Source organism: Xylophilus sp. Leaf220 (genome assembly GCF_001421705.1).
GTDB lineage: Bacteria > Pseudomonadota > Gammaproteobacteria > Burkholderiales > Burkholderiaceae_C > Xylophilus.
In genome coordinates this window covers 621,441-642,310 of the sequence record NZ_LMKO01000001.1, presented here as the reverse complement: position 1 = coordinate 642,310, position 20,870 = coordinate 621,441, and the positions used below count along the sequence as shown (strand labels likewise).

The window sequence follows — 20,870 nt, the reverse complement described above, 5'->3', positions numbered from 1 at the left end:
GACATGGACATCCTCAACGCACTCATGCAGGGCTTCGCCACCGCGATCACGCCCGTCAACCTGCTCTGGGCCCTGGTGGGCTGCGCGCTCGGCACCGCCGTGGGCGTGCTGCCGGGCATCGGCCCGGCGGTGGCGGTGGCGATGCTGCTGCCGATCACCGCCAAGGTCGAGGTCACCGCCTCGATGATCTTCTTCGCCGGCATCTACTACGGCGCGATGTACGGCGGCTCGACCACCTCGATCCTGCTCAACACCCCCGGCGAGACGGCCAGCATGGTGACGGCGATGGAGGGCAACAAGATGGCCAAGAGCGGCCGCGCCGGCGCTGCGCTGGCGACGGCCGCCATCGGCTCCTTCGTCGCGGGCACCATCGCGACGGTGGTGGTGACGCTCTTCGCCCCCTTCGTCGCCGAGTTCGCGGTCAAGCTCGGCCCGCCCGAATACTTCCTGCTCATGCTGCTGGCCTTCACCACGGTGAGCGCGGTGCTGGGCAAGAGCACGCTGCGCGGGCTGACGGCGCTCTTCGTGGGCCTGGCCGCCGGCTGCGTCGGCATGGACCAGATCTCCGGCCAGGCGCGCTACACCGGCGGCATTCCCGAGATGCTCGACGGCATCGAGATCGTGCTGGTGGCCGTGGGCCTCTTCGCGGTGGCCGAGGTGCTGTACGCCGCGCTCTACGAAGGCCGGGTGGTCGAGGGCCAGAACAAGATGAGCAAGGTGCACATGACCGGGCGAGACTGGAAGCGCTCGATCCCCGCATGGCTGCGCGGCACCGCCATCGGCACGCCCTTCGGCTGCATCCCGGCGGGCGGCACCGAGATCCCGACCTTCCTCAGCTACGCGATGGAGAAGAAGCTGGCCAAGGGCGAAGACAAGGCCGAGTTCGGCGGCAAGGGCGCGATCGAAGGCGTGGCCGGCCCCGAGGCGGCCAACAACGCCACCGTCACCGCGGCGCTCATCCCGCTGCTGACCCTGGGCATTCCCACCTCCAACACCACCGCGATCCTGCTCGGTGCGTTCCAGAACTACGGCATTCAGCCCGGCCCGCAGCTGTTCACCACCTCGGCCACCCTGGTCTGGGCGCTGATCGCCTCGCTCTACATCGGCAACGTGATGCTGCTGGTGCTGAATCTTCCAATGGTCGGTCTGTGGGTCAAGCTGCTGAAGATCCCGAAGCCGCAGCTCTACGCCGGCATCCTGATCTTCGCGACGGTGGGCGCCTACGGCATGCGCCAGAGCGCGTTCGACCTGTTCCTGCTCTACGCCATCGGCGTGCTGGGCGTGGTGATGCGGCGCTTCGATTTCCCGACGGCACCGGTCGTCGTCGGCATGATCCTGGGACCGCTGGCCGAGGCGCAGCTGCGCAACGCGATGTCGATCGGCGAGGGTAGCGCCATCGTGTTCGTACAGCGGCCGATGTCGATCTTCCTGTTGGCGGTGGTGATCGGCGTGCTGGTCTTGCCGCGCCTGATGCGGGCCTGGAGCAACCGGCGCGCCCGGCAGGTGCTGGCGGGCTGATTTTCGATTGAATAGTAGCCAGGGCCGGCGCAGGACGCCGGCTTCTAGCTATTCTTTTGATAGCTTGCGATCCGTTGCGGGTGTGCGGGGCATCACCCGGCATCGCGGCGGTCGCCGCCCGATCCCAGCCTTGTCGGCGGCGCACGCCCGGCACCGCTCCGGTCAGATGTCACAGCGTGTGCCATCCGGGCCGGCGGGCCGGATGCCCCGCTACGATGGCGCCCCATGCCTGTCGACGCCACCCTCCCCATCGCCCCGCCGCCCGCGGTGGGCGACCGTCCCGACGGCATCACGCCCGCCCAGATCGATCCCCCGCCGTCGCGCTTCGGACATGGCGCCAGCCTGCTGTCGCTGGTGGTGCTGGGCACGGTGATGGCACTGGGTCTTTCGGGACTGCTCGGCGGTCGCGATGCGCTGCTGAAGGCCGCCGGCAACGGCGTCGAGCTCACGGTGCAGACGCCGCAGGTGATCCGCAACGGCCAGTTCTTCGAAACCACGCTGCAGGTGACGGCCCAGCGCGACGTCGCGAAGCTGGTGCTGCGGGTTCCCGCAGCGTTGTGGCGTGATTTCACCGTCAATTCCGCCGTGCCGGCCGCCGCCGAAGAGGCCTTCCAGGACGGTGATTACGCCTTCACTTTCGACAAGTTGAAGGCCGGCGACCGTTTCGAGACCAAGTTCGACCTGCAGATCAACCCCGACGCCACCGGCCTTCGGTCGGCCGACATCGGTGTCTTCGACGGCGAGCGCCCGCTGGCCGCCGTGCCGGTGCAGATCCGGGTGCTGCCCTGATGGACATCGTGCTGCGCGCCTCGGCCATGTTCGCCGTGGTCTATCTGCTGCTGCGGCTCCTGGGCAAGCGCACGCTCGGCCAGCTGACGCCCTTCGAGTTCGTGGTGCTGGTGGTGATGGGCGACCTGATCCAGCAGGGCGTCACGCAGAGCGATTTCAGCCTGACCGGCGCCACGCTGGCGATCGCTACCTTCGCTTTCTGGGGCGTCGTGCTCAGTTGGGCGTCCTACCTCTGGCCCCGCGCCGAACGGCTGCTGGACGGTGAACCCCGCGTCATCGTCCAGCACGGCCGGCTGCTGCAGCACAACACCCGCCGCAGCCGCCTGACCCGCTCGGAGATCGAAGCCGAAATGCGGCTCGCCGGCATCGGCACGATGCAGGACGTGGCCTGGGCGGTGCTGGAGACCAACGGCAAGATCAGCTTCATCCAGCGCGAGAAGGGCGGCCGCGATACGCCCAGCGCACAGCAGGATAGCGACGATCCCGCCACCTGAGGCCGGGCCCGGCGTGGGCCGGCCCGCCGGTGCGCCCAGGAATCAGCGCGCCGACGGGTTCTGCATCCGCGCGAACTCGCTGCGCTTCATCGCCAGGTAGTCGGCCCGGTCCACCTCGTGCAGCTGCTGCGGGTACTGCTCGGTCGCGTCGAACCAGGCCGCGGCGCGCACGTCGCGCTGCTGCGCCGCCGGGGCCGAGAGCGAATCCAGGTACGCGTCGATCGCCAGGTAGTAGCGCATGGTGTTGCGCTCGACCACGCCGCGCACGCCGCCGATCCGCTCGTCGGGCTTGCCCGCCACCGGGGTGAAGCCGATCTTGTCGCTGCCCACCGTCGCCAGGTAGCCCTGCATCGCGAGGCGTGCCGCGGTGCCGTAGGCATAGGAGTAGTCCATCCGCACGAAGGTCTTGTTGCCGGCGATCGGCACCGCCTGCAGCACGATGCGGTAGTCGCGGGTGGAGAGCGGGCCGCTGTCGGCGCGCAGCCGCAGCTGCAGGTAGTCGGCGGTGGCGGAGACGTTCTCGAAGACGAAATCGACCCGCTGCGCCTGTTGCAACGGCTGGTCGTGCTTGCGGCCGACGTGCACCGCCAGCACCGTGCCGGCCGCGCCCTTCTGCACGGTGCAGCTCTTGGTGTTGAGGTGCAGCATCAGGATCTCGCACCAGCCTTCCGGCGACTGCAGCGCGGTGCCGACGGTGCCGAAGGCATGGTCCATCGACGCGTCGATCGTGCCCTGCAGCTGGCCCGAGGATTCGGTCGACTCGAGCCGCAGGGGCCGGCCGAAGGCGTTCTGCCGGAGCGCCGAGGCCACCTCGGCATGGCGCGCCTGGAGAGAAGTCGCATCCCCGGCGGCATGGGCGGCCGGCACGGCCGAGACCGCGCAGGCGGCCAGGCAGGCCAATGCCGCGGCACGCAGCGAGAAGAGGGCAGGGCGGCCGGTGCGGCAGGTGTCGGAAGGCTTCATGGCAGGTACGCGGCAAGGTGGCGGGCGAGGGCCGTGCGGCGGCCCCGGGGAGTGCAGCCCATGCTAGGGGCGGCGTTCGCGTGCGTCCGTACCAGTTGTAAGCACCGCTGTAGGACCGCAGCGGCAGTCGCGGTGCTGCCGTGCCACACCGCTCGCCAATCCGGCCTTGGAGATCAACCTCCAGCCTGCGGTTCGTGCAACGTCGGCCCCGCAGCGTGCGAAGCGGCAGCATGTCGGCTCCGGCGCCTCAGCACCAGGAGGTAGACGCCCAGGTTGAACACCACCACCGCCACGCCCAGGCCGATCTGCACCGTGCGCGTCAGGCCCTCGGGGTAGATCGCAGCGGCCAGGTAGTGGTCGATGAAGCCGCCGCTGTAGCCTTCCTCGCCGGCCGCGCGCCGGAGCCGGATCTCCAGCGGGGTGAGCGGGCAGATGCGCCCGCTCATCATCACGAAGGCGGCCCAGGCCAGCGCCGGCAGGTGCAGCAGCATCCAGCCGCGCTTCCACAGCGCCAGCAGGCCGCCCAGCACGGCGAAGGCGATGAACGCGCCGTGCAGCACCAGCACCGCGTCGGCGGCCAGGCGGGGGTTCATCCGGCCTCGGTCAAAGCGCCGGCGGCAGGCCTTGGCGGCTGTCGGCCGCCACCGGTGCGGGCAGCGGCACCGGGCCGGCCGGTTCTTGCGCGGCCGCATGGCGGGACGAAGCGAACAGCCCCCACACCGCCATGAACATCGCGGCGATCACCGGGCCGATCACGAAGCCGTTGAGGCCGAACAGCGCCATGCCGCCCAGGGTCGAGATCAGCACCACGTAGTCGGGCATCTTGGTGTCCTTGCCGACCAGCAAGGGCCGCAGGATGTTGTCGACCAGGCCGATCACCACCACGCCCCAGAAGATCAGGCCGATGCCCTTGCCCGTCGCGCCGATGGCCAGGAAATAGATCGCGATCGGGCCCCAGACCAGACCGGCGCCGATGGCCGGCAGCAGCGACAGGAAGGCCATCAGCGTGCCCCACAGCACCGCGCCGTGGATGCCGAGGAACCACAGGGCGATGCCGCCGAGCAGGCCCTGCGTCATCGCCACGATGATGTTGCCCTTCACCGTGGCCTTGATCACCGTGGTGAACTTGCCCAGCAGCTGCTGCTTGTGCTCCATGTTGAGCGGGATGGCGTCCTTGATGCGGGCCGAGAGCTGGGCGCCGTCGCGCAGCAGGAAGTACAGCAGGTAGAGCATGATGAAGAAGCTCACCAGGAACTCGAACGTGTTCTGTCCGATGTTGAAGGCCCGCGAGGTGATGACCTGCGCGCCCTGCGTCAGCGCGGTGGTGATCTTGGCCTGCACCGCGTTCATGTCGCCGATGCCGAAGCGGTTGAGCAGTTCGGTCACCCAGTGCGGCATCGAGCCCATGATGTCGCGGAAATACGTGCCGAAGTTCAATTCGCCCGACTGCACCCGCTGCACCACCAGGGTCACCTCCTGCACCAGCGACACCATGATCAGCGCCACCGGCAGGATCACGATCACCAGGCAGATGCCGAGCGTGGCGAAGGTCGCGAGGTTGCGGCGCTTGGGCATGCGCCTGAGGATCCATCGGCGCATCGGCGCGAAGAGCAGCGCCAGGATGGCCGCCCAGAAGACCGCGCCGTAGAACGGGAACAGGATGCAGAAGAAAGCGACCGTAACGGCCACCAGCAGCCATAGGAAGGTTTTTTGTTCGAGTTGGGAGGACTTCATGGCGCGGAGGGTCGGGGCGACCGGTCGGGAAAGCCCGGATGCTACCCGGTGGCTTTCGCAGAGGCCCCGCCCGTAACGAACTGTGACGTGCGGCCCGCCCTGCACGTGACAATCGCGGCCCCTGCCTTCTCCGCGCGCGCCGCGCTGCCCTGGATGACCGAATCCTCCCGCTTCGCCCTGCCGGGCCCGTCCGCCACCCCGCCACTGCATGCCACCAGGACGGTGCGCCCGCGCCCGGTACGCCGAGCCGTACCCTGGCAGGCGTGGCTGTCGGCCTTGTGCTGCACCGTGCTGCTGGTGCTGGGCAGCGCGGGCGCCCATGCCGCACCGCCCGATGCGCCGCCGCCCACCACCGACGAGGTGCTGGACGCCGCCCGCAAGACGCTGCAGGGCGTGCAGAAGCAGCTGGAGGGCGAGGTACCCGACACCACCCTGCTGACCATGCGCGGCGCGGTGCTGCAGGCCCAGGCGCAGGCCGAGCAGACGGCCACCGACCTGGAGCCGGCGCTGGCCAAGGTGCAGGCCCGCCTGGCCGAGCTGGGGGCCGCGCCCGAGGGCAAGGCCGCCGAGGCGCCCGACGTGGCCGAGCAGCGCGCCACGTTGGAGAAAGACCGCAAGCAGATCGACGCGCAGGTCAAGCTGGCACGGCTGCTGTCGGTCGAAGGCACGCAGACGGCCGACCAGATCGCCGAGCGGCGGCGGGCGCAGTTCACCGCGCAGATCGGCGAGCGCACCGCCTCGATTCTTGGTGCGCCGTTCTGGCGCGAGCTGCGCGCCAGCCTCCCGCGCGACCTGGCCCGTCTGCGGCAGGCCGCTGCCGAACTGAAGACCGCCGCCAGCGCCACCCCGCCGGGCGTGTGGCTGGCGCTGCTGCTGGGCGCGGCCGGCGCGATCGCGCTGCGCTACTGGGCGGTGCGGCTGCTGCTGCGCTTCACCTCGCAACACGTGCCGGCCGGCCGGCTGCGCCGCTCGCTGCTGGCGCTGGCGCTCACCGTGCTCAACGTGGCGGCGCCCGCGGTCGTGGTGCACCTGCTGCGGCTCGGTTTCACCAGCTACGCCGCGCTGTCCGATCCGCTGGAGCGCTTCCTCCTGGCGGGCGTCGGCATGATCTGCTTCGGCGCCTTCGTGGCAGGGCTGGGCGACGCGCTGCTGTCGCGCCGCCGGCCATCGTGGCGGCTGCCGCCGATCGCCGACAGCGAGGCGGCGGTGATGCACGGCTATCCGCTGCTGCTGGCGATCGTGCTGGTCGGCAGCTGGGGGCTCGACCGGCTGACGGTGCTGCTCAACACCGGCCTGGCGACGGCCGTGGCGCAGGAGTGCATTTCGGCGCTGGTGATGGGCCTGGTGCTGGCCTGGGGCCTGCACCGGTTCGAGAAGCAGCACCGCCGCGAGCTGGCCGCCGCCCGTGCCGCGGCGGCCCAGGACGAGGGCGCCTCTGCCGCGCCCGCCACCACGCCCTGGACGACAGTGCTCGCCAAGCTGGTGTGGGTCGCGATGGCGGCCAGCTTCCTCTGCCTGCTGGTGGGCTACGTCGCGGTCGGCAGCTTCATCGTCAAGCAGCTGGTGTGGATCTCGATCGTGTCGGCCACGGTGTACCTGCTCAATGCGCTGATCGACGATGCCTTCGTCGCCTGGCTCGGCGGCCCGCGCAGCGATGCCGACGCGACCGCCCAGACACCGGGCGTGCGGATGCGCGCCCAGTGGGCGGTGCTGCTGTCGGCGGTGGGCCGGCTGGCGGTGCTGCTGTTCGCGGTGGTGCTGATCGCCGCGCCCTTCGGCCAGGGCCCGGTGGAGCTGGTGGAGCGCGCCGGGTCCCTGCGCGACGGCGTGGCCATCGGCGCGGTGCGGCTGCAGCCCAGCACGGTGCTGCAGGCGATCGCCGTCTTCGTCTTCGGCACCATCGCGGTTCGGCTGGCGCAGCGCTGGCTGCGCGACCGGCTGCTGCCCACCACCGGGCTCGATGCGGCGATGCGCGACTCGGCCGTCACCCTGCTTGGCACCATGGGCACCATCGCGGCGCTGGCCTTCGCGCTGTCGGCCATCGGGCTGGGGCTGGAGCGGATCGCGTGGGTCGCGAGCGCGCTGTCGGTGGGTATCGGTTTCGGCCTGCAGGCGGTGGTGTCCAACTTCGTCTCCGGCCTGATCCTGCTGGCCGAGCGACCGGTGAAGGTGGGCGACTGGGTCTCGCTGAGCGGGGTGGAGGGCGATATCCGCCGGATCAACGTCCGCGCCACCGAGATCCAGATGGGCGACCGCTCGACCGTCATCGTGCCCAACTCGGAATTCATCACCAAGATCGTGCGCAACGTGACACTCGCCAACCCGCTGGGGCAGGTGTCGTTCAAGCTGCCGATGGCGCTCGACGCCGACGTGGTGCAGGTGCGCGAGATCATCCTGGCGGCCTTCGCCGCCAACGAGGGTGTGCTGGACACGCCCGAGCCCAAGGTGTTTCTGGAAAGCGTGGAGACCGAGCGGCTGATCTTCGCCGCCAACGGCGCGGTGTCGTCGCCGCGGCAGGCGTACTCGGTCAAGAGCGCGCTGCTCTTCGACGTGCTGGCGCGGCTGCGCGCGATCGGGCAGTTCCCGGCGCGCGCCGCGCCGCCAGCCGACGATCCGCTGGCGCCCGACGCACCGGTGCCGGTCGCGCCGGTGGGGCCGTCGCCCTCGGGCGCGGTGTGACGGTGGCGGCCCCTTCCGCACACGACCTGCGTGCGCTCACCGCGCAGTACCCGCTGGCCGGCCGGCTCGAAGCCGTGTACCTGCGGCCGGCGCGCCGCGCGGCGGTGCTGGCGCCCGACCGGGCCACCGCCATCGCCGGCAAGGGCCTGCAGGGCGACCGCAGCGCGCTCTCGACCTCCACCGGGGGCAAGCGGCAGGTGACGCTGATCCAGGCCGAGCACCTGCCGGTGATCGCGTCGTACCTGGCCCGCGACGGGCTCGATGCTGCCGTGCTGCGCCGCAACCTGGTCGTGCGCGGCCTGAACCTGCTGGCCGCGCGCAGCCTGTTCCGCGACGCGCCGATGGTGCTGCGGATCGGCGACGAGGTGCAGCTGGAAATCTCCGGGCCATGCGACCCGTGCTCCCGCATGGAGGACCTGCTGGGCCCCGGCGCCTACAACGCGATGCGCGGCCACGGCGGGGTGACGGCGCGGGTGCTGGTCGGCGGGCGGATGCATGTCGGCGACGCGGTGCGCTGCGGGCCGGCGCCCGCGCCCGCGGGCTGAGGCCGCAGACGGCCCGGTCCTACACCTCCGGCCGCGCGATGCCGCCACACTGCAGACAGGCACACCGCCTCGGGTGTGGCCGATTCGTAGTGAAAAGGAGCGCAACTTCATGCAAGTACAAGTCAATACCCACAATGGTGTCGAAGGCCGCGAAGCGATGGAGCTGTGGGCGAACGAAGAGGTGAATGCGGGCCTGGCCCGGTTCAAGGACCATGTCACCCGCGTCGAAGTGCACATCAGCGACGAGAACAGCGGCAAGGCCGGTGCCGACGACAAGCGCTGCGTGATGGAGGCGCGCGTGGCGCACCAGCACCCCGCCGCCGTGACCCACCACGCGCCGACCGTCGACGAAGCCTTCCGCGGCGCCCTGCGCAAGCTCAAGCACCTGCTGGAAAGCACGCTCGACCGCCGCAACGACCACCGCGACCGCGACTCTGTCCGCCGCGATATCGACGCCGCCCCAGTGATCGACGAGACACCCGCCGCCTGATCCTTCTCCACCGCGCAGGCAGGGCTACCATCGGCCCATGCCTGTCGCAGCCCCTTCCCCCACCGCGCTGCCGGTCGATGCCCAGGGCATCCTCGCACTGGCCGCGCGGTCCATGTTCCACCTGTTCTCCAGCGTCAGCCAGGGCATGTTCCTGGTGGACCGCGACGCGCGCATCGTCTGGGTGAACGAGGGCTACCGGCGCTTTCTGCCGGCGCTGGGTTTCTCGTCCATCGACCAGTTCCTCGGCCACGTGGTGGAGGAGGTCATCCCCAATACGCAGATGCGCCGGGTGCTGGAGACCGGCGAGCCGATCCTGGTCGACCTGCTCACCAACAAGGCCGGCACCTTCGTCGTCAGCCGTATCCCCCTGCGCGACGACGACGGCGTGACGGTGATCGGCGCGATCGGCATCGTGCTGTTCGACCACCCCGAGACCACGCTGCAGCCGCTGATCAGCAAGTTCGCGCTGCTGCAGCGCGACCTGGACGATGCCCGTCGCGAGCTGGCCAGCCAGCGCTGCCGAGCCGCGGCCGCCCAGTCGCAGCACGGCCAGCGGCGCGCCAAGCACACCTTCGCCAGCTTCATCGGCACCAGCCCGGCGGCCGTCGAGATCAAGCGGCAGGCGCGGCGCGCTGCGCAGTCCTCCAGCCCGGTGCTGCTGCTGGGCGAGACCGGCACCGGCAAGGAACTGCTGGCCCACGCGATCCACACCGCCTCCGCCCGCGCCGCCGGCCCCTTCGTCGGGGTGAACATCGCGGCGGTGCCCGACACCCTGCTGGAGGCCGAGTTCTTCGGCGTCGCACCCGGCGCCTTCACCGGAGCCGACCGCAAGGCGCGCGAGGGCAAGTTCCGGCTGGCCGACGGCGGCACGCTGTTCCTCGACGAGATCGGCGACATGCCGCTGGCGCTGCAGGCCAAGCTGCTGCGCGCGCTGCAGGAGGGCGAGATCGAGCCGCTGGGCAGCAACCGGCTGCTGCCCTTCGATGCGCGGGTGATCGCCGCCACCTCGCGCGACCTGGGCGCCCTGGTGCGCGAGGGCCGGTTCCGCGAGGACCTGTACTACCGGCTGGCGGTGCTGCCGCTGCGGGTGCCGCCGCTGCGGGAGCGGCGCGGCGACATTCCCGCGCTGGTCGAGGCGCTGGGCGAGGACATGGCCCTGCGCGGCGGCACCGAGCCGCCCGACGTGCTGCCCGATGCGCTGGCGCTGCTGGCGGGGCAGCACTGGCGCGGCAACATCCGCGAACTGCGCAACGTGCTGGAGCAGGCTGCCATGCGCAGCGATTCGCTGCGGGTCGACGCGGCGGCGCTGCGGCCTCTGCTGGCGCAGGCGGGCGTCGAACCGCTGGCGCCCGCCGCCACCGAGCCGGCGGTTGCGGCCGACGACGCGGACCTGTGTCGCGCACTGCCCGAACAGATCGCCGCGCTGGAGCGCCGCGCGATCGCCGCCGCGATGCGGTCCACCGGCGGCAACAAGCTGGCGGCGGCCCGCTTGCTGGGCATCTCCCGCGCGACCCTCTACGGACGTCTGGAAAACCCTGACGGCATGCCAGACAGTTGACCGGATTCCAGGCACCGCAGTTGTCTGAAATTCAGGCATTCTTCTGCGGCGGGGCAAGGCGTCTCCAGTGAAATCAACGGGATACGTGCAGGCACGGACTGTGCAATATCCAGCCATCACAACGAGGAGACACCGCATGCACCGCCGTAGCCTGATCGCCGTCGCAGCCGCCCTGGCCGCCGTCACCGCCGCACCCGTCTTCGCCCAGGGCAAGGACATCCGGATCGCCCACGTCTACAGCAAGACCGGCCCGCTGGAGGCCTACGGCAAGCAGACGCAGACCGGCCTGATGATGGGCCTGGAGTACGCCACCGGCGGCACCATGGCGGTCAACGGCCGCAAGATCGTGGTGATCGAGAAGGACGACCAGGGCAAGCCCGACCTGGGCAAGTCGCTGCTGGCCACCGCCTATTCCGACGACAAGGCCGACCTGGCCGTCGGCCCCACCGCCTCGGGCGTGGCGCTGGCGATGCTGCCGGTGGCCGAGGAGTACAAGAAGATCCTGCTGGTGGAGCCGGCGGTCGCCGATTCGATCACCGGCGACAAGTGGAACAAGTACATCTTCCGTACCGGCCGCAACAGCAGCCAGGACGCGATCAGCAACGCGGTGGCGATCGACAAGGCCGGCACCACCATCGCCACCCTGGGCCAGGACAACGCCTTCGGCCGCGACGGGGTGAAGGCCTTCAAGGAAGCCATCAAGTCGGCCAAGCTGGTGCACGAGGAGTACCTGCCGGCCGCCACCACCGACTTCACCGCCGGCGCGCAGCGCCTGATCGACAAGCTGAAGGACCAGCCCGGCCGCAAGGTGATCTGGATCGTCTGGGCCGGCGCCGGCAACCCGTTCAAGATCGTCGATCTCGACCTGAAGCGCTACAACATCGAGATCGCCACCGGCGGCAACATCCTGCCCGCGATGGCCGCGTACAAGAACCTGCCGGGCATGGAAGGCGCCACCTACTACTACTTCGGCATCCCGAAGAACCCGGTCAACGAGGCGCTGGTCGCGGCCCACTACAAGCAGTTCAAGGCGCCGCCCGACTTCTTCACCGCCGGCGGTTTCTCGTCGGCGATGGCCATCGTCGCCGCGCTGAAGAAGACCGACGGCGACACCGGCACCAACAAGCTGATCGCCGCCATGGAAGGCATGAGCTTCGAGACGCCCAAGGGCACGATGACCTTCCGCAAGGAAGACCACCAGGCGATGCAGAGCATGTACCACTTCAGGATCAAGAACGACCCGGCCTTCGCCTGGGGCGTGCCGGAGCTGGTGCGCGAGATCAAGCCGTCGGAGATGAACATCCCGATCCGCAACACCCGCTGAAAAAGGGTTGCGCAAACCTGCTGCGCAGCCGATTGCGCGGGCTTGCTCACTACGGTTTTCGCGCCCCTTTTTTGCCGTCGATTTTTGTTCACGAACCTCCGGGCACACGGGGACGGGGAGGGCTTTCGCCTTTTCACACCACAGGAGACATGCCATGCCAATCGGTCCATCGGTTCCTTCGCCTCTCGTGTCCTCGCACCGCCCGCGCCGTTTTCGCGCGGTGCGCCGTAGCGTCCTCGCGGCGGTGGTCGCGCTCGCCGCGGCCGGCGCCCATGCGGCGGTGCCGCTGCCGCAGCTGGGCCTGGACGCCGCCCAGACGACCGTCTCGGGCCTGTCGGCCGGCGGCTTCATGGCGGTGCAGCTGCACGTGGCGTACTCGGCCACCTTCAAGACCGGCGCCGGCGTGGTCGCGGGCGGGCCGTTCTACTGCGCCGAAGGCTCGGTGCTCAACGCCACCGGCCGCTGCATGGCGAGCCCCTCGGGCATCCCCACCGCCAGCCTGGTGAGCACCACCAACAGCTGGGCCGGCCAGGGGCTGATCGACCCGACCTCGAACCTCGCGGCATCGAAGGTCTACCTGTTCTCCGGCACGCTCGACAGCACCGTCAAGACCGGGGTGATGGATGCGCTGAAGACCTACTACCAAAGCTACGTGCCGAGCGCCAACGTGGTCTACAAAAAGGACATCGCGTCCGAGCATGCGATGGTCACCGACGACTACGGCAGCACCTGCTCGACCAAGGCGTCGCCCTACATCAACGACTGCAATTTCGACCTGGCCGGCGCGATGCTGCAGCAGCTCTACGGCACGCTGAGCCCGCGCAACAACGGCACCCTCTCGGGCAGCTTCGTCGAGTACGACCAGAGCGCGTTCGTCAGCGGCCACGGCATGGCGACCACCGGCTGGGCCTACGTGCCGCAGGCCTGCGCGGCCGGGTCGGGCAACAACTGCCGGCTGCACCTGGTGCTGCACGGCTGCAAGCAGAACACCGCCGACATCGGACAGCAGTACGTGCGCAACACCGGCTACAACCGCTGGGCCGACACCAACCGCATTGTGGTGCTGTATCCGCAGACGAGCACCGCCGCCACCAACAGCTGCTGGGACTGGTGGGGCTACGACAGCGCCAACTATTCGAAGAAGTCGGGGCCGCAGATGGTGGCGGTCAAGGCGATGGTCGACCGCATCGTCGGCAGCGGCACCACGGCGCCGCCCGCCGCGCTGCCCGCGCCCACCGGCGTGACCACCAGCGGCGCGACTGCCAGCAGCATGGCGATCGGCTGGAGCGCGGTGAGCGGCGCGGCCGGCTACAACGTCTACCGCGGCACCACCAAGGCCAACGCGCTGCCGGTGAGCGGCACCGGCTTCACCGATACCGGCCTGTCGCCCGCCACCACCTACAGCTGGACGGTGCGCGCCACCGACGCGAACGGCGGGGAGGGCGCCGCCTCGGCCGCGGCCGGCGGCACCACCGCCGCCGCACCCGCCGCCACCTGCTTCACCGCGAGCAACTACGACCACACGATGGCGGCGCGCGCCTACGCGCTCTACGGCGCCACCTACGCCTACGGCTCCAACCAGTACATGGGCCTGTGGAACATCTACACCACCACGACGCTGAAGCGCACCGCGCCCGGCAACTACGTCATCGGCACCTGCTGAGACGCCCACCGAGGAACCCATGGGACTGCTGGAAACCCGCAACCTGACGATCCGCTTCGGCGGCCACGTCGCCGTCAACCGGGTGAGCTGCCGCTTCGCGCCCGGCACGCTGACCGCGATCGTCGGCCCCAACGGCGCGGGCAAGACGACGTACTTCAACCTCATCTCCGGCCAGCTGCCGGCGACCGAGGGCGAGGTGCTGCTCGACGGGCAGGACCTGTCGCGCCTGCCCGTTTCGGCCCGCACCCGGGCCGGGCTGGGGCGGGCCTTCCAGCTGACCAACCTGTTCCCGAACCTGAGCGTGCTGGAGAATGTGCGCCTGGCGGTGCAGGCCACCCACGACGGACCGCACCGGCGCGGGCTGAATCTGTGGAGCATCTGGAGCGACCACCGCGTGCTGACCGAGCGCGCCGAGTCGATCCTGGCCACGGTGGCGCTGCTGCCCAAGGCCGCGGCCCCGGTCGCCAGCCTGCCGCACGGCGACCAGCGCAAGCTGGAAGTGGCGCTGCTGATGGCGCTGGGGGCGAAGGTGTTCCTGTTCGACGAGCCGACTGCGGGCATGAACGCGGCGGAGGCGCCGGTGATCCTGGACCTGATCCGCGCGCTGAAGCAGGACAAGACCAAGACGATCCTGCTGGTGGAGCACAAGATGGACGTGGTGCGCGAGCTGGCGGACCGCATCATCGTGCTGCACAACGGCGCCCTGGTGGCCGATGGCGCGCCGGCCGAGGTGATCGCCTCCGCGGTGGTGCAGGAAGCCTACCTGGGCGTGGCGAAGGAGGCAGCATGAACACCGCCAACACCGCCGGCCACCCGTCCGCGCTGCTCTCCCTCCGGGGCGTGCACACCCATATCGGCGCCTACCACATCCTCCACGGCGTGGACCTCGACGTCCCGCGCGGCCAGGTCACCATGCTGCTGGGCCGCAACGGCGCCGGCAAGACGACCACCCTGCGGACCATCATGGGGCTGTGGCATGCCTCGCAGGGCACGGTGCAATTCGACGGCGGCGACATCGGCCACCTCGCCACGCCGCAGATCGCCGGGAAGGGCATCGCCTACGTGCCGGAGAACATGGGCATCTTCGCGGACCTCACCGTCAAGGAGAACATGGTGCTGGCCGCCCGCGGCGCCCGTACCGCCCAGCAGATGGACAGTGCACGGCTGCAGTGGATCTTCTCGCTGTTCCCGGCGGTCGAGAAGTTCTGGAACCATCCGGCCGGCAAGCTGTCGGGCGGGCAGAAGCAGATGCTGGCCGTCTCCCGCGCCATCGTCGAGCCGCGCGAGATGCTGATCGTCGACGAGCCCAGCAAGGGCCTGGCGCCGTCGATCATCAACAACATGATCGACGCCTTCGCCCAGTTGAAGGCCCAGGGCGTGACCATCCTGCTGGTGGAGCAGAACCTGAGCTTCGCCACCCGCCTGGGCGACCGGGTCGCGGTGATGGACGACGGCCGCATCGTGCATGCCGGCGCGATGCAGGCGCTGGCCGACGACGCGGCGCTGCAGCAGTCGCTGCTGGGGCTGGCGCTGTGAGCGGCGGCACCGCACCGAACGGCCGGTCTGCCGCAGCGGCACGGAGCGCACCGCCTGACGCGGGCGTCGATTCCGAACCGAATAAGCCTGTAGCCGGCGCCACATGCCGGCCACCAGCTATCAAAAGAGGAGCAAACCGCTCATGAAGGCACTCGACCTCGACTGGAAGCCGCTGGCCCTGGTGCCGGCGCTCGCGCTGCTGGCGCTGCCGCTGGTGGGCTCGCCCTCGACCTGGCTCACGCTCACCGTGGCGGGCCTGGCGATGGGCATGATCGTGTTCATCATCGCCTCGGGCCTCACGCTGGTCTTCGGGCTGATGGACGTGCTGAACTTCGGGCACGGCGTGTTCATCGCGCTGGGCGCTTTCGTCGCGACAAGCGTGCTGGGCGGCATGGCCGACTGGACCGGCTCCGACCAGCTCTGGCGCAACCTGGTCGCGGTGCTGCCGGCGATGGTGGTCGCGATGCTGGTCGCCGGCGCGGTGGGCCTGGCGTTCGAGCGCTTCATCGTGCGGCCGGTCTACGGCCAGCACCTGAAGCAGATCCTGATCACCATGGGCGGCATGATCATCGGCGAGGAGCTGATCAAGGTGATCTGGGGCCCGCAGCAGATACCGCTGCCGCTGCCCCAGGCGATGCGCGGCGCGGTGCTGATCGGCGACGCGGCGGTCGAGAAGTACCGGCTGATCGCGGTGGTGGTGGGACTTGTCGTCTTCGGGCTGCTCGCCTGGACGCTGGGCCGTACCAAGGTCGGCCTGCTGATCCGCGCCGGCGTGCAGGACCGCGAGATGGTCGAGTCGCTCGGCTACCGCATCCGGCGGCTCTTCGTCGGCGTGTTCGTGGTCGGCAGCGCGCTGGCGGGGCTCGGCGGCGTGATGTGGGGCCTGTACCAGCAGAACGTGGTGCCGCAGATGGGCGCGCAGGTCAACGTGCTGATCTTCATCGTGATCATCATCGGCGGCCTGGGCTCCACCGGCGGCGCGCTGATCGGCGCGCTGCTGGTCGGACTGATGGCGAACTACACGGGTTTCATGGTGCCGAAGGTGGCGCTGTTCTCCAACATCGCGCTGATGGTCGCGATCCTGCTGTGGCGTCCGCAGGGCGTCTACCCCGTCGCAGGCTCGCGCTGAAGGAGGCACCGACATGCTGAACCGTATCCTCTCGGGCGACACCCCGCGCAGCCGCGTGCTGGCGGTGGTGCTGGTCGCCATCTTCGTCGGGCTCGCGCTGGCGCCGTTCCTCTTCCCCGGCGTCAAGGCGCTCAACGTGGCGGCCAAGGTGCTGGTGTTCGTGGTGCTGGTGGCGGGCTTCGACCTGCTGCTGGGCTACACCGGCATCGTGAGCTTCGCGCACACGATGTTCTTCGGCATCGGCGCCTATGGCATCGCGATCGCGACCACGCGGCTGGGCGCCACCTGGTCGGCGCTGGCGGTAGGCCTCGGCGGGGCGCTGGCCGTATCGCTGGTGCTGTCGCTGGCGGTGGGGCTGTTTTCGCTCCGGGTGCGGGCGATCTTCTTCGCGATGATCACGCTGGCGGTGGCCTCGGCCTTCCAGACGCTGGCCTCGCAGCTGTCGGACATCACCGGCGGCGAGGACGGGCTGACCTTCAAGGTGCCGGCGATCCTGTCGCCGGCGTTCGAGTTCGCCGAGGAGCCCTTCCTGGGCGTGTCGCTCGACGGCCGGCTGCTCTGCTACTACCTGCTGTTCGTGCTGGCGGTGGCGCTGGTGCTGGCGGTTCTGCGCATCGTCAACTCGCCCTTCGGCCGGGTGCTGCAGGCGATCCGCGAGAACGAGTTCCGGGCCGAGGCGATCGGCTACCGGGTGGTGGTCTACCGCACGCTGGCCAGCGTGCTGTCGGCGCTGGTCGCCTGCATCGCCGGCGCGATGCTCGCGCTCTGGCTGCGCTACAACGGGCCGGACACCTCGCTTTCGTTCGAGATCATGCTCGACGTGCTGCTGATCGTGGTGATCGGCGGCATGGGCACGGTCTACGGCGCGGTGATCGGCTCGGCGCTGTTCGTGGTGGCGCAGAGCTACCTGCAGGACCTGCTGCGGCTCGGCAGCGAGGCGGCCTCGGGCCTGCCGTGGCTCGCCGCGCTGCTCTCGCCCGACCGCTGGCTGCTCTGGCTGGGCGTGCTGTTCGTGCTGTCGGTCTACTACTTCCCTACCGGCATCGTCGGCCGGCTGCGGGCGGGGGCGGCGCGATGAGCGCGCTACCCGTGCCCACCTCCCACTACCTCCGCTGCGCCGGCCGCGAGATCCACGTCACCGCCTGGGGCGAAGAGGGCGCGCCGGTCGTCGTCGCCTGGCACGGCCTGGCGCGCACCGGCCGCGACATGGATCCGCTGGCCGCGCACCTGGCCGGCCGCTACCGGGTGGTCTGCCCCGACACCCTCGGGCGCGGCCTGAGCCAATGGAGCCCGGCGCCGGCCGACGAGTACTGCCTGCGCTTCTACGCCCGCATCGCCGCCGATCTGTTCGATGCGCTGGGCATCGACAGCGCCCACTGGATCGGCACCTCGATGGGCGCCGCGATCGGCACCGTCTGCGCCTCGGGCCTGTTCGAGCCGGCGCTGGCCGGCCGCATCCGCAGCCTGCTGCTCAACGACAACGCGCCCGAGCTGGCGACCCCGGCGCTCGAACGCATCAAGGCCTACGCCGGATCGCCGCCGGCCTTCGACACGGTGGGCGAGCTGGAGGCGTTCTTCCGCCAGGTCTACCGCCCGTACGGCTGGCTGGGCGATGCGCAGTGGCGCCACCTGACCGAGACCAGCACCCGCCGCCTGCCCGACGGCCGGGTGACGCCGCACTACGACCCGCAGATGGTCCGCCAGTTCACCGACCATGCCGACGACTACCGTATCTGGGACCACTACGACCGGCTGCGCATCCCGGTGCTGTGCCTGCGCGGAGAGGATTCGGACCTGGTGCTGCCGCCGACGCTCGACGCGATGCGCGGCCGGGGCCCCGGCGCCGCCGGGCTGCTGGACGTGATCGAGGTGGCCGGCTGCGGACACGCCCCGGCGCTGAACGTGCCGGCGCAGTACGCGCTGGTCGATGCGTTTCTGCGGAAATCAGAATCGTGAAAGAAAAGAGGCTGTAGCCGGCGCGCGGCGCCGACCACCAGCTATTCTTTTGGTAGCAACGGCGCCCAGGCCCTCTCACCGAGGAAGAAGGTGTGAAAGAACGGTAGCGAGCGGCCCGAGTGCGCGCCGAGGACCGGAGCCGTACCCCTGTACGGCGAGGACCGCAGGCGCTCGATCGGGTCGCGCCGCAGGTGCTCTGCCATCTTCCTGTCAGTCGACCCGCGCACCCGAATCCTTGACGATCGTCGCCCAGCGCGCCAGCTCGGTCTTGACCGAAGCGCCGAACTGGGCCGAGGTCAGGCGCCACGGCTCGGCGCCCTGCTGGGCCAGTCGGTCCTGGATGTCCTTGGCGGCCAGCGCCTTGTCGACCGCGCCGTGCAGCTTGGCGACGATCTCGGGCGGGGTGCCGGCCGGCGCGAAGAGGCCGTACCACGGGGTGAAGCCGAAGCCCGGCAGCGTCTCGCCGATGGTGGGCGCATCGGGCAGGGCGGCCACCCGCTTCGGGTTGACCACGCCCAGCACCTTGAGCTTGCCCGCCTGGATGAAGCCGATGGAGGACGGCAGGCTCTGCACCGAGACCGGCACCTGCCCGCTGACCACGTCGGTCGCGGCGGCGGCCGACGACTTGTAGGGCACGTGCTGCATGTCGATGCCGGCCTGCTTGCGCAGCACCTCGGCGATCAGGTGATTGAGCGTGCCGTTGCCGGCCGAGGCGTACGAGATGGCGCCGGGCTGCGCCTTGGCCCGGGCGATCAGCTCGGCCACGGTGTTGGCCGGAAACGCCGGGTTGGCCACCAGCACGTAGCCGGCCGTCGCCACCGCGGCCACCGGCTCGAAGTCCTTGACCGGGTCGAAGCCCGGCGCCTTGTACAGCGCCGGCGCCACCACCTGCGCGCTGTCGCTGGTCAGCATCAGGGTGTAGCCGTCGGGCCTGGCCTTGGCCGAATAGGCGGTGCCGATATTGCCGCCGGCGCCCACCCGGTTGTCGACGACGAAGCTCTGGCCCAGCAGCTCCGACACCCGCTGCAGCACGATGCGGGCGATCGCGTCGTTGGCGCCGCCCGCGCCCTGGGGCACGACCACCGTCACCGGGCGGGTGGGATAGGCGGTGTCGGCCTGCGCCAGCAGCGGGCCGCCGGTGCAGGCGGCCGCGGCGATCAGCGCCAGCAGGTTGCGGCGGCAGGGGAGTAGGGAATCCATCGGTGTCTCCTTCGTTGTATGGCCGCCATTCTCGCGCCGAACCGGCCGGCCCGGCCGCGTGCCGGCCTGCCGCGCGCGGTCTTTCTCAGCCGGCCACCGAGGTGCGGTCGCGGCCCTGGGCCTTGCTCTGGTAGAGCACCCGGTCGGCGCGGGCGATGGCGGCATTGAGCGGCTCCTGCGGCCCCAGCGCCGCCACGCCGAGCGACAGGGTCGGCGCCAGCCGCTCATTCCCGTGCAGCGTGGGCGATGCGGCCACCGCCAGGCGGATGCGCTCGGCCAGGGCGGTGCCGGCCGCCAGGTCGGTCTCGGGCAGCAGGACCAGGAACTCCTCGCCGCCCCAGCGCGCGACCATGTCCTGCGGTCGGCACAGGCCCGCCAGCAGGCCGCCGATATGGGCCAGCACCAGGTCGCCCGCCTCGTGCCCGTGGCGGTCGTTGATCTGCTTGAAGTGGTCGATGTCGGCGATGACCACGGTGCTCGGCCGGCCCTGGCGGCGTGCCTGCGCGAGGGCCGGACCGGCCAGGGCCAGCAGGTGGCGGCGGTTGCACAGGCGGGTCAGGGAATCGGTGGTGGCCAGCTCGACCAGCTTGCGCTCGGCCCGGCGCACCGTCAGGTAGTAGAAGCGTGCGGTGTAGGAGGCCATGGCGAACACGACCGCCACGTTGAAGGTGTGCACCGCCATCAGGCCGGCGGGGCTGAGCGGCTCCAGCACGCCGGCGGCGCGCGACGCGGCGTGCAGCCCGGTGTAGAACAAAAACAGCACCCCCAGCAGGGAGAGGATCGCGCGCCGCGATCCGCTCACCACGATCGCCGGTATGAACATCAGCAGGTAGTAGTGGAAGCCGCTGTCCCAGCCCACCAGCATGCTGCCGAGCGCCGCATGGCCCAGCACCTCGATCCAGATGAGCAGCAGCGCCGGCGTGTTCCAGCGCCGGCCCAGCATCCAGTAGGCGGCGCCGTAGAGGGCGATGCTCGCCAGGTTGATCCACGCGAGCAGCGGCGATCCGAACGCCAGGAAGAGCAGCAGCAGCGCCACGTCCACGCCCGCCGACACCACCGTGACCTGGCGCGTCATCACCCAGAACGCGCCGCGTGCCAGCCGGCCCGCGGCCCGGGGATGGCGGGGCAGGGTGGACGAAGGCGGGGCGGTGGTGGTGGCGGTCACGGCCGGGCGAAGAGGATGCGGGCCGCGCGAGGCGCGGGGCGTCCGGCGAGACCGACGGCACCTGCAACAAAGCTGCGGTGCGTGTATCGATTTCTATCCGGGACGCTTATTCTGCCGCAGCCCGCTC

The 20,870-nt window shown here is 70.3% G+C and carries 19 protein-coding genes; 14 read left to right on the top strand and 5 right to left on the bottom strand.

Going from position 1 to position 20,870, the window contains the following annotated elements; translation table 11 throughout:
* Positions 1–3 precede the first annotated feature (3 nt).
* The 3 genes from ASE76_RS02885 to ASE76_RS02875 all read left to right on the top strand — a co-directional run bounded on the left by ASE76_RS02885 (position 4) and on the right by ASE76_RS02875 (position 2,801).
* Entirely contained in the window at positions 4–1,518 is a 1,515-nt protein-coding gene (locus tag ASE76_RS02885) for a tripartite tricarboxylate transporter permease (protein ID WP_055834348.1), read from the top strand.
* Between the two features lie 225 nt (positions 1,519–1,743).
* On the top strand, positions 1,744–2,307 hold the full coding sequence (locus ASE76_RS02880; RefSeq protein WP_055834344.1) for a hypothetical protein: 564 nt from the start codon (positions 1,744–1,746) through the stop codon (positions 2,305–2,307).
* Positions 2,307–2,801 carry a DUF421 domain-containing protein gene (locus ASE76_RS02875; protein WP_055834341.1) on the top strand — a complete coding sequence of 165 codons (495 nt, stop codon included), beginning with the start codon at positions 2,307–2,309 and terminating at the stop codon, positions 2,799–2,801. Before ASE76_RS02880 ends, ASE76_RS02875 begins: the two co-directional genes overlap by 1 nt.
* Before the next feature lie 42 nt (positions 2,802–2,843).
* Here the strand turns inward: ASE76_RS02875 and ASE76_RS02870 are convergent, their stop codons facing one another.
* From ASE76_RS02870 to ASE76_RS02860, 3 genes are all read right to left on the bottom strand, one after another.
* Positions 2,844–3,764 (bottom strand): hypothetical protein, encoded by a 921-nt coding sequence (locus ASE76_RS02870; RefSeq protein ID WP_055834338.1) that lies wholly within the window; start codon positions 3,762–3,764, stop codon positions 2,844–2,846.
* A 173-nt stretch (positions 3,765–3,937) separates the two neighbouring features.
* Positions 3,938–4,357: a DUF2784 domain-containing protein gene (locus ASE76_RS02865; protein ID WP_055834335.1), complete on the bottom strand. Its 420-nt coding sequence runs from the start codon at positions 4,355–4,357 to the stop codon at positions 3,938–3,940.
* Between the two features lie 10 nt (positions 4,358–4,367).
* Positions 4,368–5,498 (bottom strand): AI-2E family transporter, encoded by a 1,131-nt coding sequence (locus ASE76_RS02860; RefSeq protein WP_082447865.1) that lies wholly within the window; start codon positions 5,496–5,498, stop codon positions 4,368–4,370.
* A 153-nt stretch (positions 5,499–5,651) separates the two neighbouring features.
* Here ASE76_RS02860 and ASE76_RS21355 point away from each other — a divergent pair, with 153 nt between their 5' ends.
* The 11 genes from ASE76_RS21355 to ASE76_RS02805 all read left to right on the top strand — a co-directional run bounded on the left by ASE76_RS21355 (position 5,652) and on the right by ASE76_RS02805 (position 18,378).
* Positions 5,652–8,177, top strand: coding sequence for a DUF3772 domain-containing protein (locus ASE76_RS21355; protein ID WP_082447982.1), 2,526 nt, complete (start codon positions 5,652–5,654; stop codon positions 8,175–8,177).
* A 2-nt stretch (positions 8,178–8,179) separates the two neighbouring features.
* The gene (locus ASE76_RS02850; RefSeq protein ID WP_236698311.1) at positions 8,180–8,722 is read left to right on the top strand and encodes an MOSC domain-containing protein; all 543 of its coding nucleotides are present in this window, start codon (positions 8,180–8,182) and stop codon (positions 8,720–8,722) included.
* A 109-nt stretch (positions 8,723–8,831) separates the two neighbouring features.
* The gene (locus ASE76_RS02845) at positions 8,832–9,212 is read left to right on the top strand and encodes an HPF/RaiA family ribosome-associated protein (protein ID WP_055834330.1); all 381 of its coding nucleotides are present in this window, start codon (positions 8,832–8,834) and stop codon (positions 9,210–9,212) included.
* Between the two features lie 37 nt (positions 9,213–9,249).
* Positions 9,250–10,770, top strand: a complete 1,521-nt coding sequence (locus tag ASE76_RS02840) for a sigma-54-dependent Fis family transcriptional regulator (protein WP_055834327.1) — start codon at positions 9,250–9,252, stop codon at positions 10,768–10,770.
* Between the two features lie 136 nt (positions 10,771–10,906).
* On the top strand, positions 10,907–12,094 hold the full coding sequence (locus ASE76_RS02835; protein ID WP_055834323.1) for a substrate-binding domain-containing protein: 1,188 nt from the start codon (positions 10,907–10,909) through the stop codon (positions 12,092–12,094).
* Positions 12,095–12,248: 154 nt separating this feature from the next.
* Positions 12,249–13,757: a PHB depolymerase family esterase gene (locus ASE76_RS02830; protein ID WP_236698310.1), complete on the top strand. Its 1,509-nt coding sequence runs from the start codon at positions 12,249–12,251 to the stop codon at positions 13,755–13,757.
* Positions 13,758–13,782: 25 nt separating this feature from the next.
* On the top strand, positions 13,783–14,547 hold the full coding sequence (locus ASE76_RS02825; RefSeq protein ID WP_055835566.1) for an ABC transporter ATP-binding protein: 765 nt from the start codon (positions 13,783–13,785) through the stop codon (positions 14,545–14,547).
* A complete protein-coding gene (locus tag ASE76_RS02820; RefSeq protein WP_055834317.1) occupies positions 14,544–15,293 on the top strand; it encodes an ABC transporter ATP-binding protein in 750 nt (249 codons plus the stop codon). Before ASE76_RS02825 ends, ASE76_RS02820 begins: the two co-directional genes overlap by 4 nt.
* Positions 15,294–15,435: 142 nt before the next feature.
* Positions 15,436–16,422, top strand: coding sequence for a branched-chain amino acid ABC transporter permease (locus ASE76_RS02815; protein ID WP_055834314.1), 987 nt, complete (start codon positions 15,436–15,438; stop codon positions 16,420–16,422).
* Between the two features lie 13 nt (positions 16,423–16,435).
* Positions 16,436–17,500 (top strand): branched-chain amino acid ABC transporter permease, encoded by a 1,065-nt coding sequence (locus ASE76_RS02810; RefSeq protein ID WP_055834311.1) that lies wholly within the window; start codon positions 16,436–16,438, stop codon positions 17,498–17,500.
* Positions 17,497–18,378, top strand: coding sequence for an alpha/beta fold hydrolase (locus ASE76_RS02805; protein ID WP_055834310.1), 882 nt, complete (start codon positions 17,497–17,499; stop codon positions 18,376–18,378). The genes ASE76_RS02810 and ASE76_RS02805 overlap by 4 nt, the downstream gene beginning before the upstream one ends.
* A gap of 210 nt (positions 18,379–18,588) precedes the next feature.
* Here the strand turns inward: ASE76_RS02805 and ASE76_RS02800 are convergent, their stop codons facing one another.
* Positions 18,589–19,578 carry a tripartite tricarboxylate transporter substrate binding protein gene (locus ASE76_RS02800; RefSeq protein ID WP_055834307.1) on the bottom strand — a complete coding sequence of 330 codons (990 nt, stop codon included), beginning with the start codon at positions 19,576–19,578 and terminating at the stop codon, positions 18,589–18,591.
* A gap of 85 nt (positions 19,579–19,663) precedes the next feature.
* A complete protein-coding gene (locus ASE76_RS02795) occupies positions 19,664–20,743 on the bottom strand; it encodes a GGDEF domain-containing protein (protein ID WP_236698309.1) in 1,080 nt (359 codons plus the stop codon).
* Positions 20,744–20,870: the final 127 nt, after the last annotated feature.

Excerpts from the sequence above, each read along its gene's own strand:
- ASE76_RS02845 (WP_055834330.1), top strand. The coding sequence starts at position 8,832 with ATGCAAGTACAAGTCAATACCCACAATGGTGTCGAAGGCCGCGAAGCG.
- ASE76_RS02805 (WP_055834310.1), top strand. The coding sequence starts at position 17,497 with ATGAGCGCGCTACCCGTGCCCACCTCCCACTACCTCCGCTGCGCCGGC.
- ASE76_RS02840 (WP_055834327.1), top strand. The coding sequence starts at position 9,250 with ATGCCTGTCGCAGCCCCTTCCCCCACCGCGCTGCCGGTCGATGCCCAG.
- ASE76_RS02820 (WP_055834317.1), top strand. The coding sequence starts at position 14,544 with ATGAACACCGCCAACACCGCCGGCCACCCGTCCGCGCTGCTCTCCCTC.
- ASE76_RS02870 (WP_055834338.1), bottom strand. The coding sequence starts at position 3,764 with ATGAAGCCTTCCGACACCTGCCGCACCGGCCGCCCTGCCCTCTTCTCG.
- ASE76_RS02865 (WP_055834335.1), bottom strand. The coding sequence starts at position 4,357 with ATGAACCCCCGCCTGGCCGCCGACGCGGTGCTGGTGCTGCACGGCGCG.
- ASE76_RS21355 (WP_082447982.1), top strand. The coding sequence starts at position 5,652 with ATGACCGAATCCTCCCGCTTCGCCCTGCCGGGCCCGTCCGCCACCCCG.
- ASE76_RS02800 (WP_055834307.1), bottom strand. The coding sequence starts at position 19,578 with ATGGATTCCCTACTCCCCTGCCGCCGCAACCTGCTGGCGCTGATCGCC.
- ASE76_RS02875 (WP_055834341.1), top strand. The coding sequence starts at position 2,307 with ATGGACATCGTGCTGCGCGCCTCGGCCATGTTCGCCGTGGTCTATCTG.
- ASE76_RS02860 (WP_082447865.1), bottom strand. The coding sequence starts at position 5,498 with ATGAAGTCCTCCCAACTCGAACAAAAAACCTTCCTATGGCTGCTGGTG.
- ASE76_RS02885 (WP_055834348.1), top strand. The coding sequence starts at position 4 with ATGGACATCCTCAACGCACTCATGCAGGGCTTCGCCACCGCGATCACG.
- ASE76_RS02835 (WP_055834323.1), top strand. The coding sequence starts at position 10,907 with ATGCACCGCCGTAGCCTGATCGCCGTCGCAGCCGCCCTGGCCGCCGTC.
- ASE76_RS02810 (WP_055834311.1), top strand. The coding sequence starts at position 16,436 with ATGCTGAACCGTATCCTCTCGGGCGACACCCCGCGCAGCCGCGTGCTG.
- ASE76_RS02815 (WP_055834314.1), top strand. The coding sequence starts at position 15,436 with ATGAAGGCACTCGACCTCGACTGGAAGCCGCTGGCCCTGGTGCCGGCG.
- ASE76_RS02880 (WP_055834344.1), top strand. The coding sequence starts at position 1,744 with ATGCCTGTCGACGCCACCCTCCCCATCGCCCCGCCGCCCGCGGTGGGC.
- ASE76_RS02830 (WP_236698310.1), top strand. The coding sequence starts at position 12,249 with ATGCCAATCGGTCCATCGGTTCCTTCGCCTCTCGTGTCCTCGCACCGC.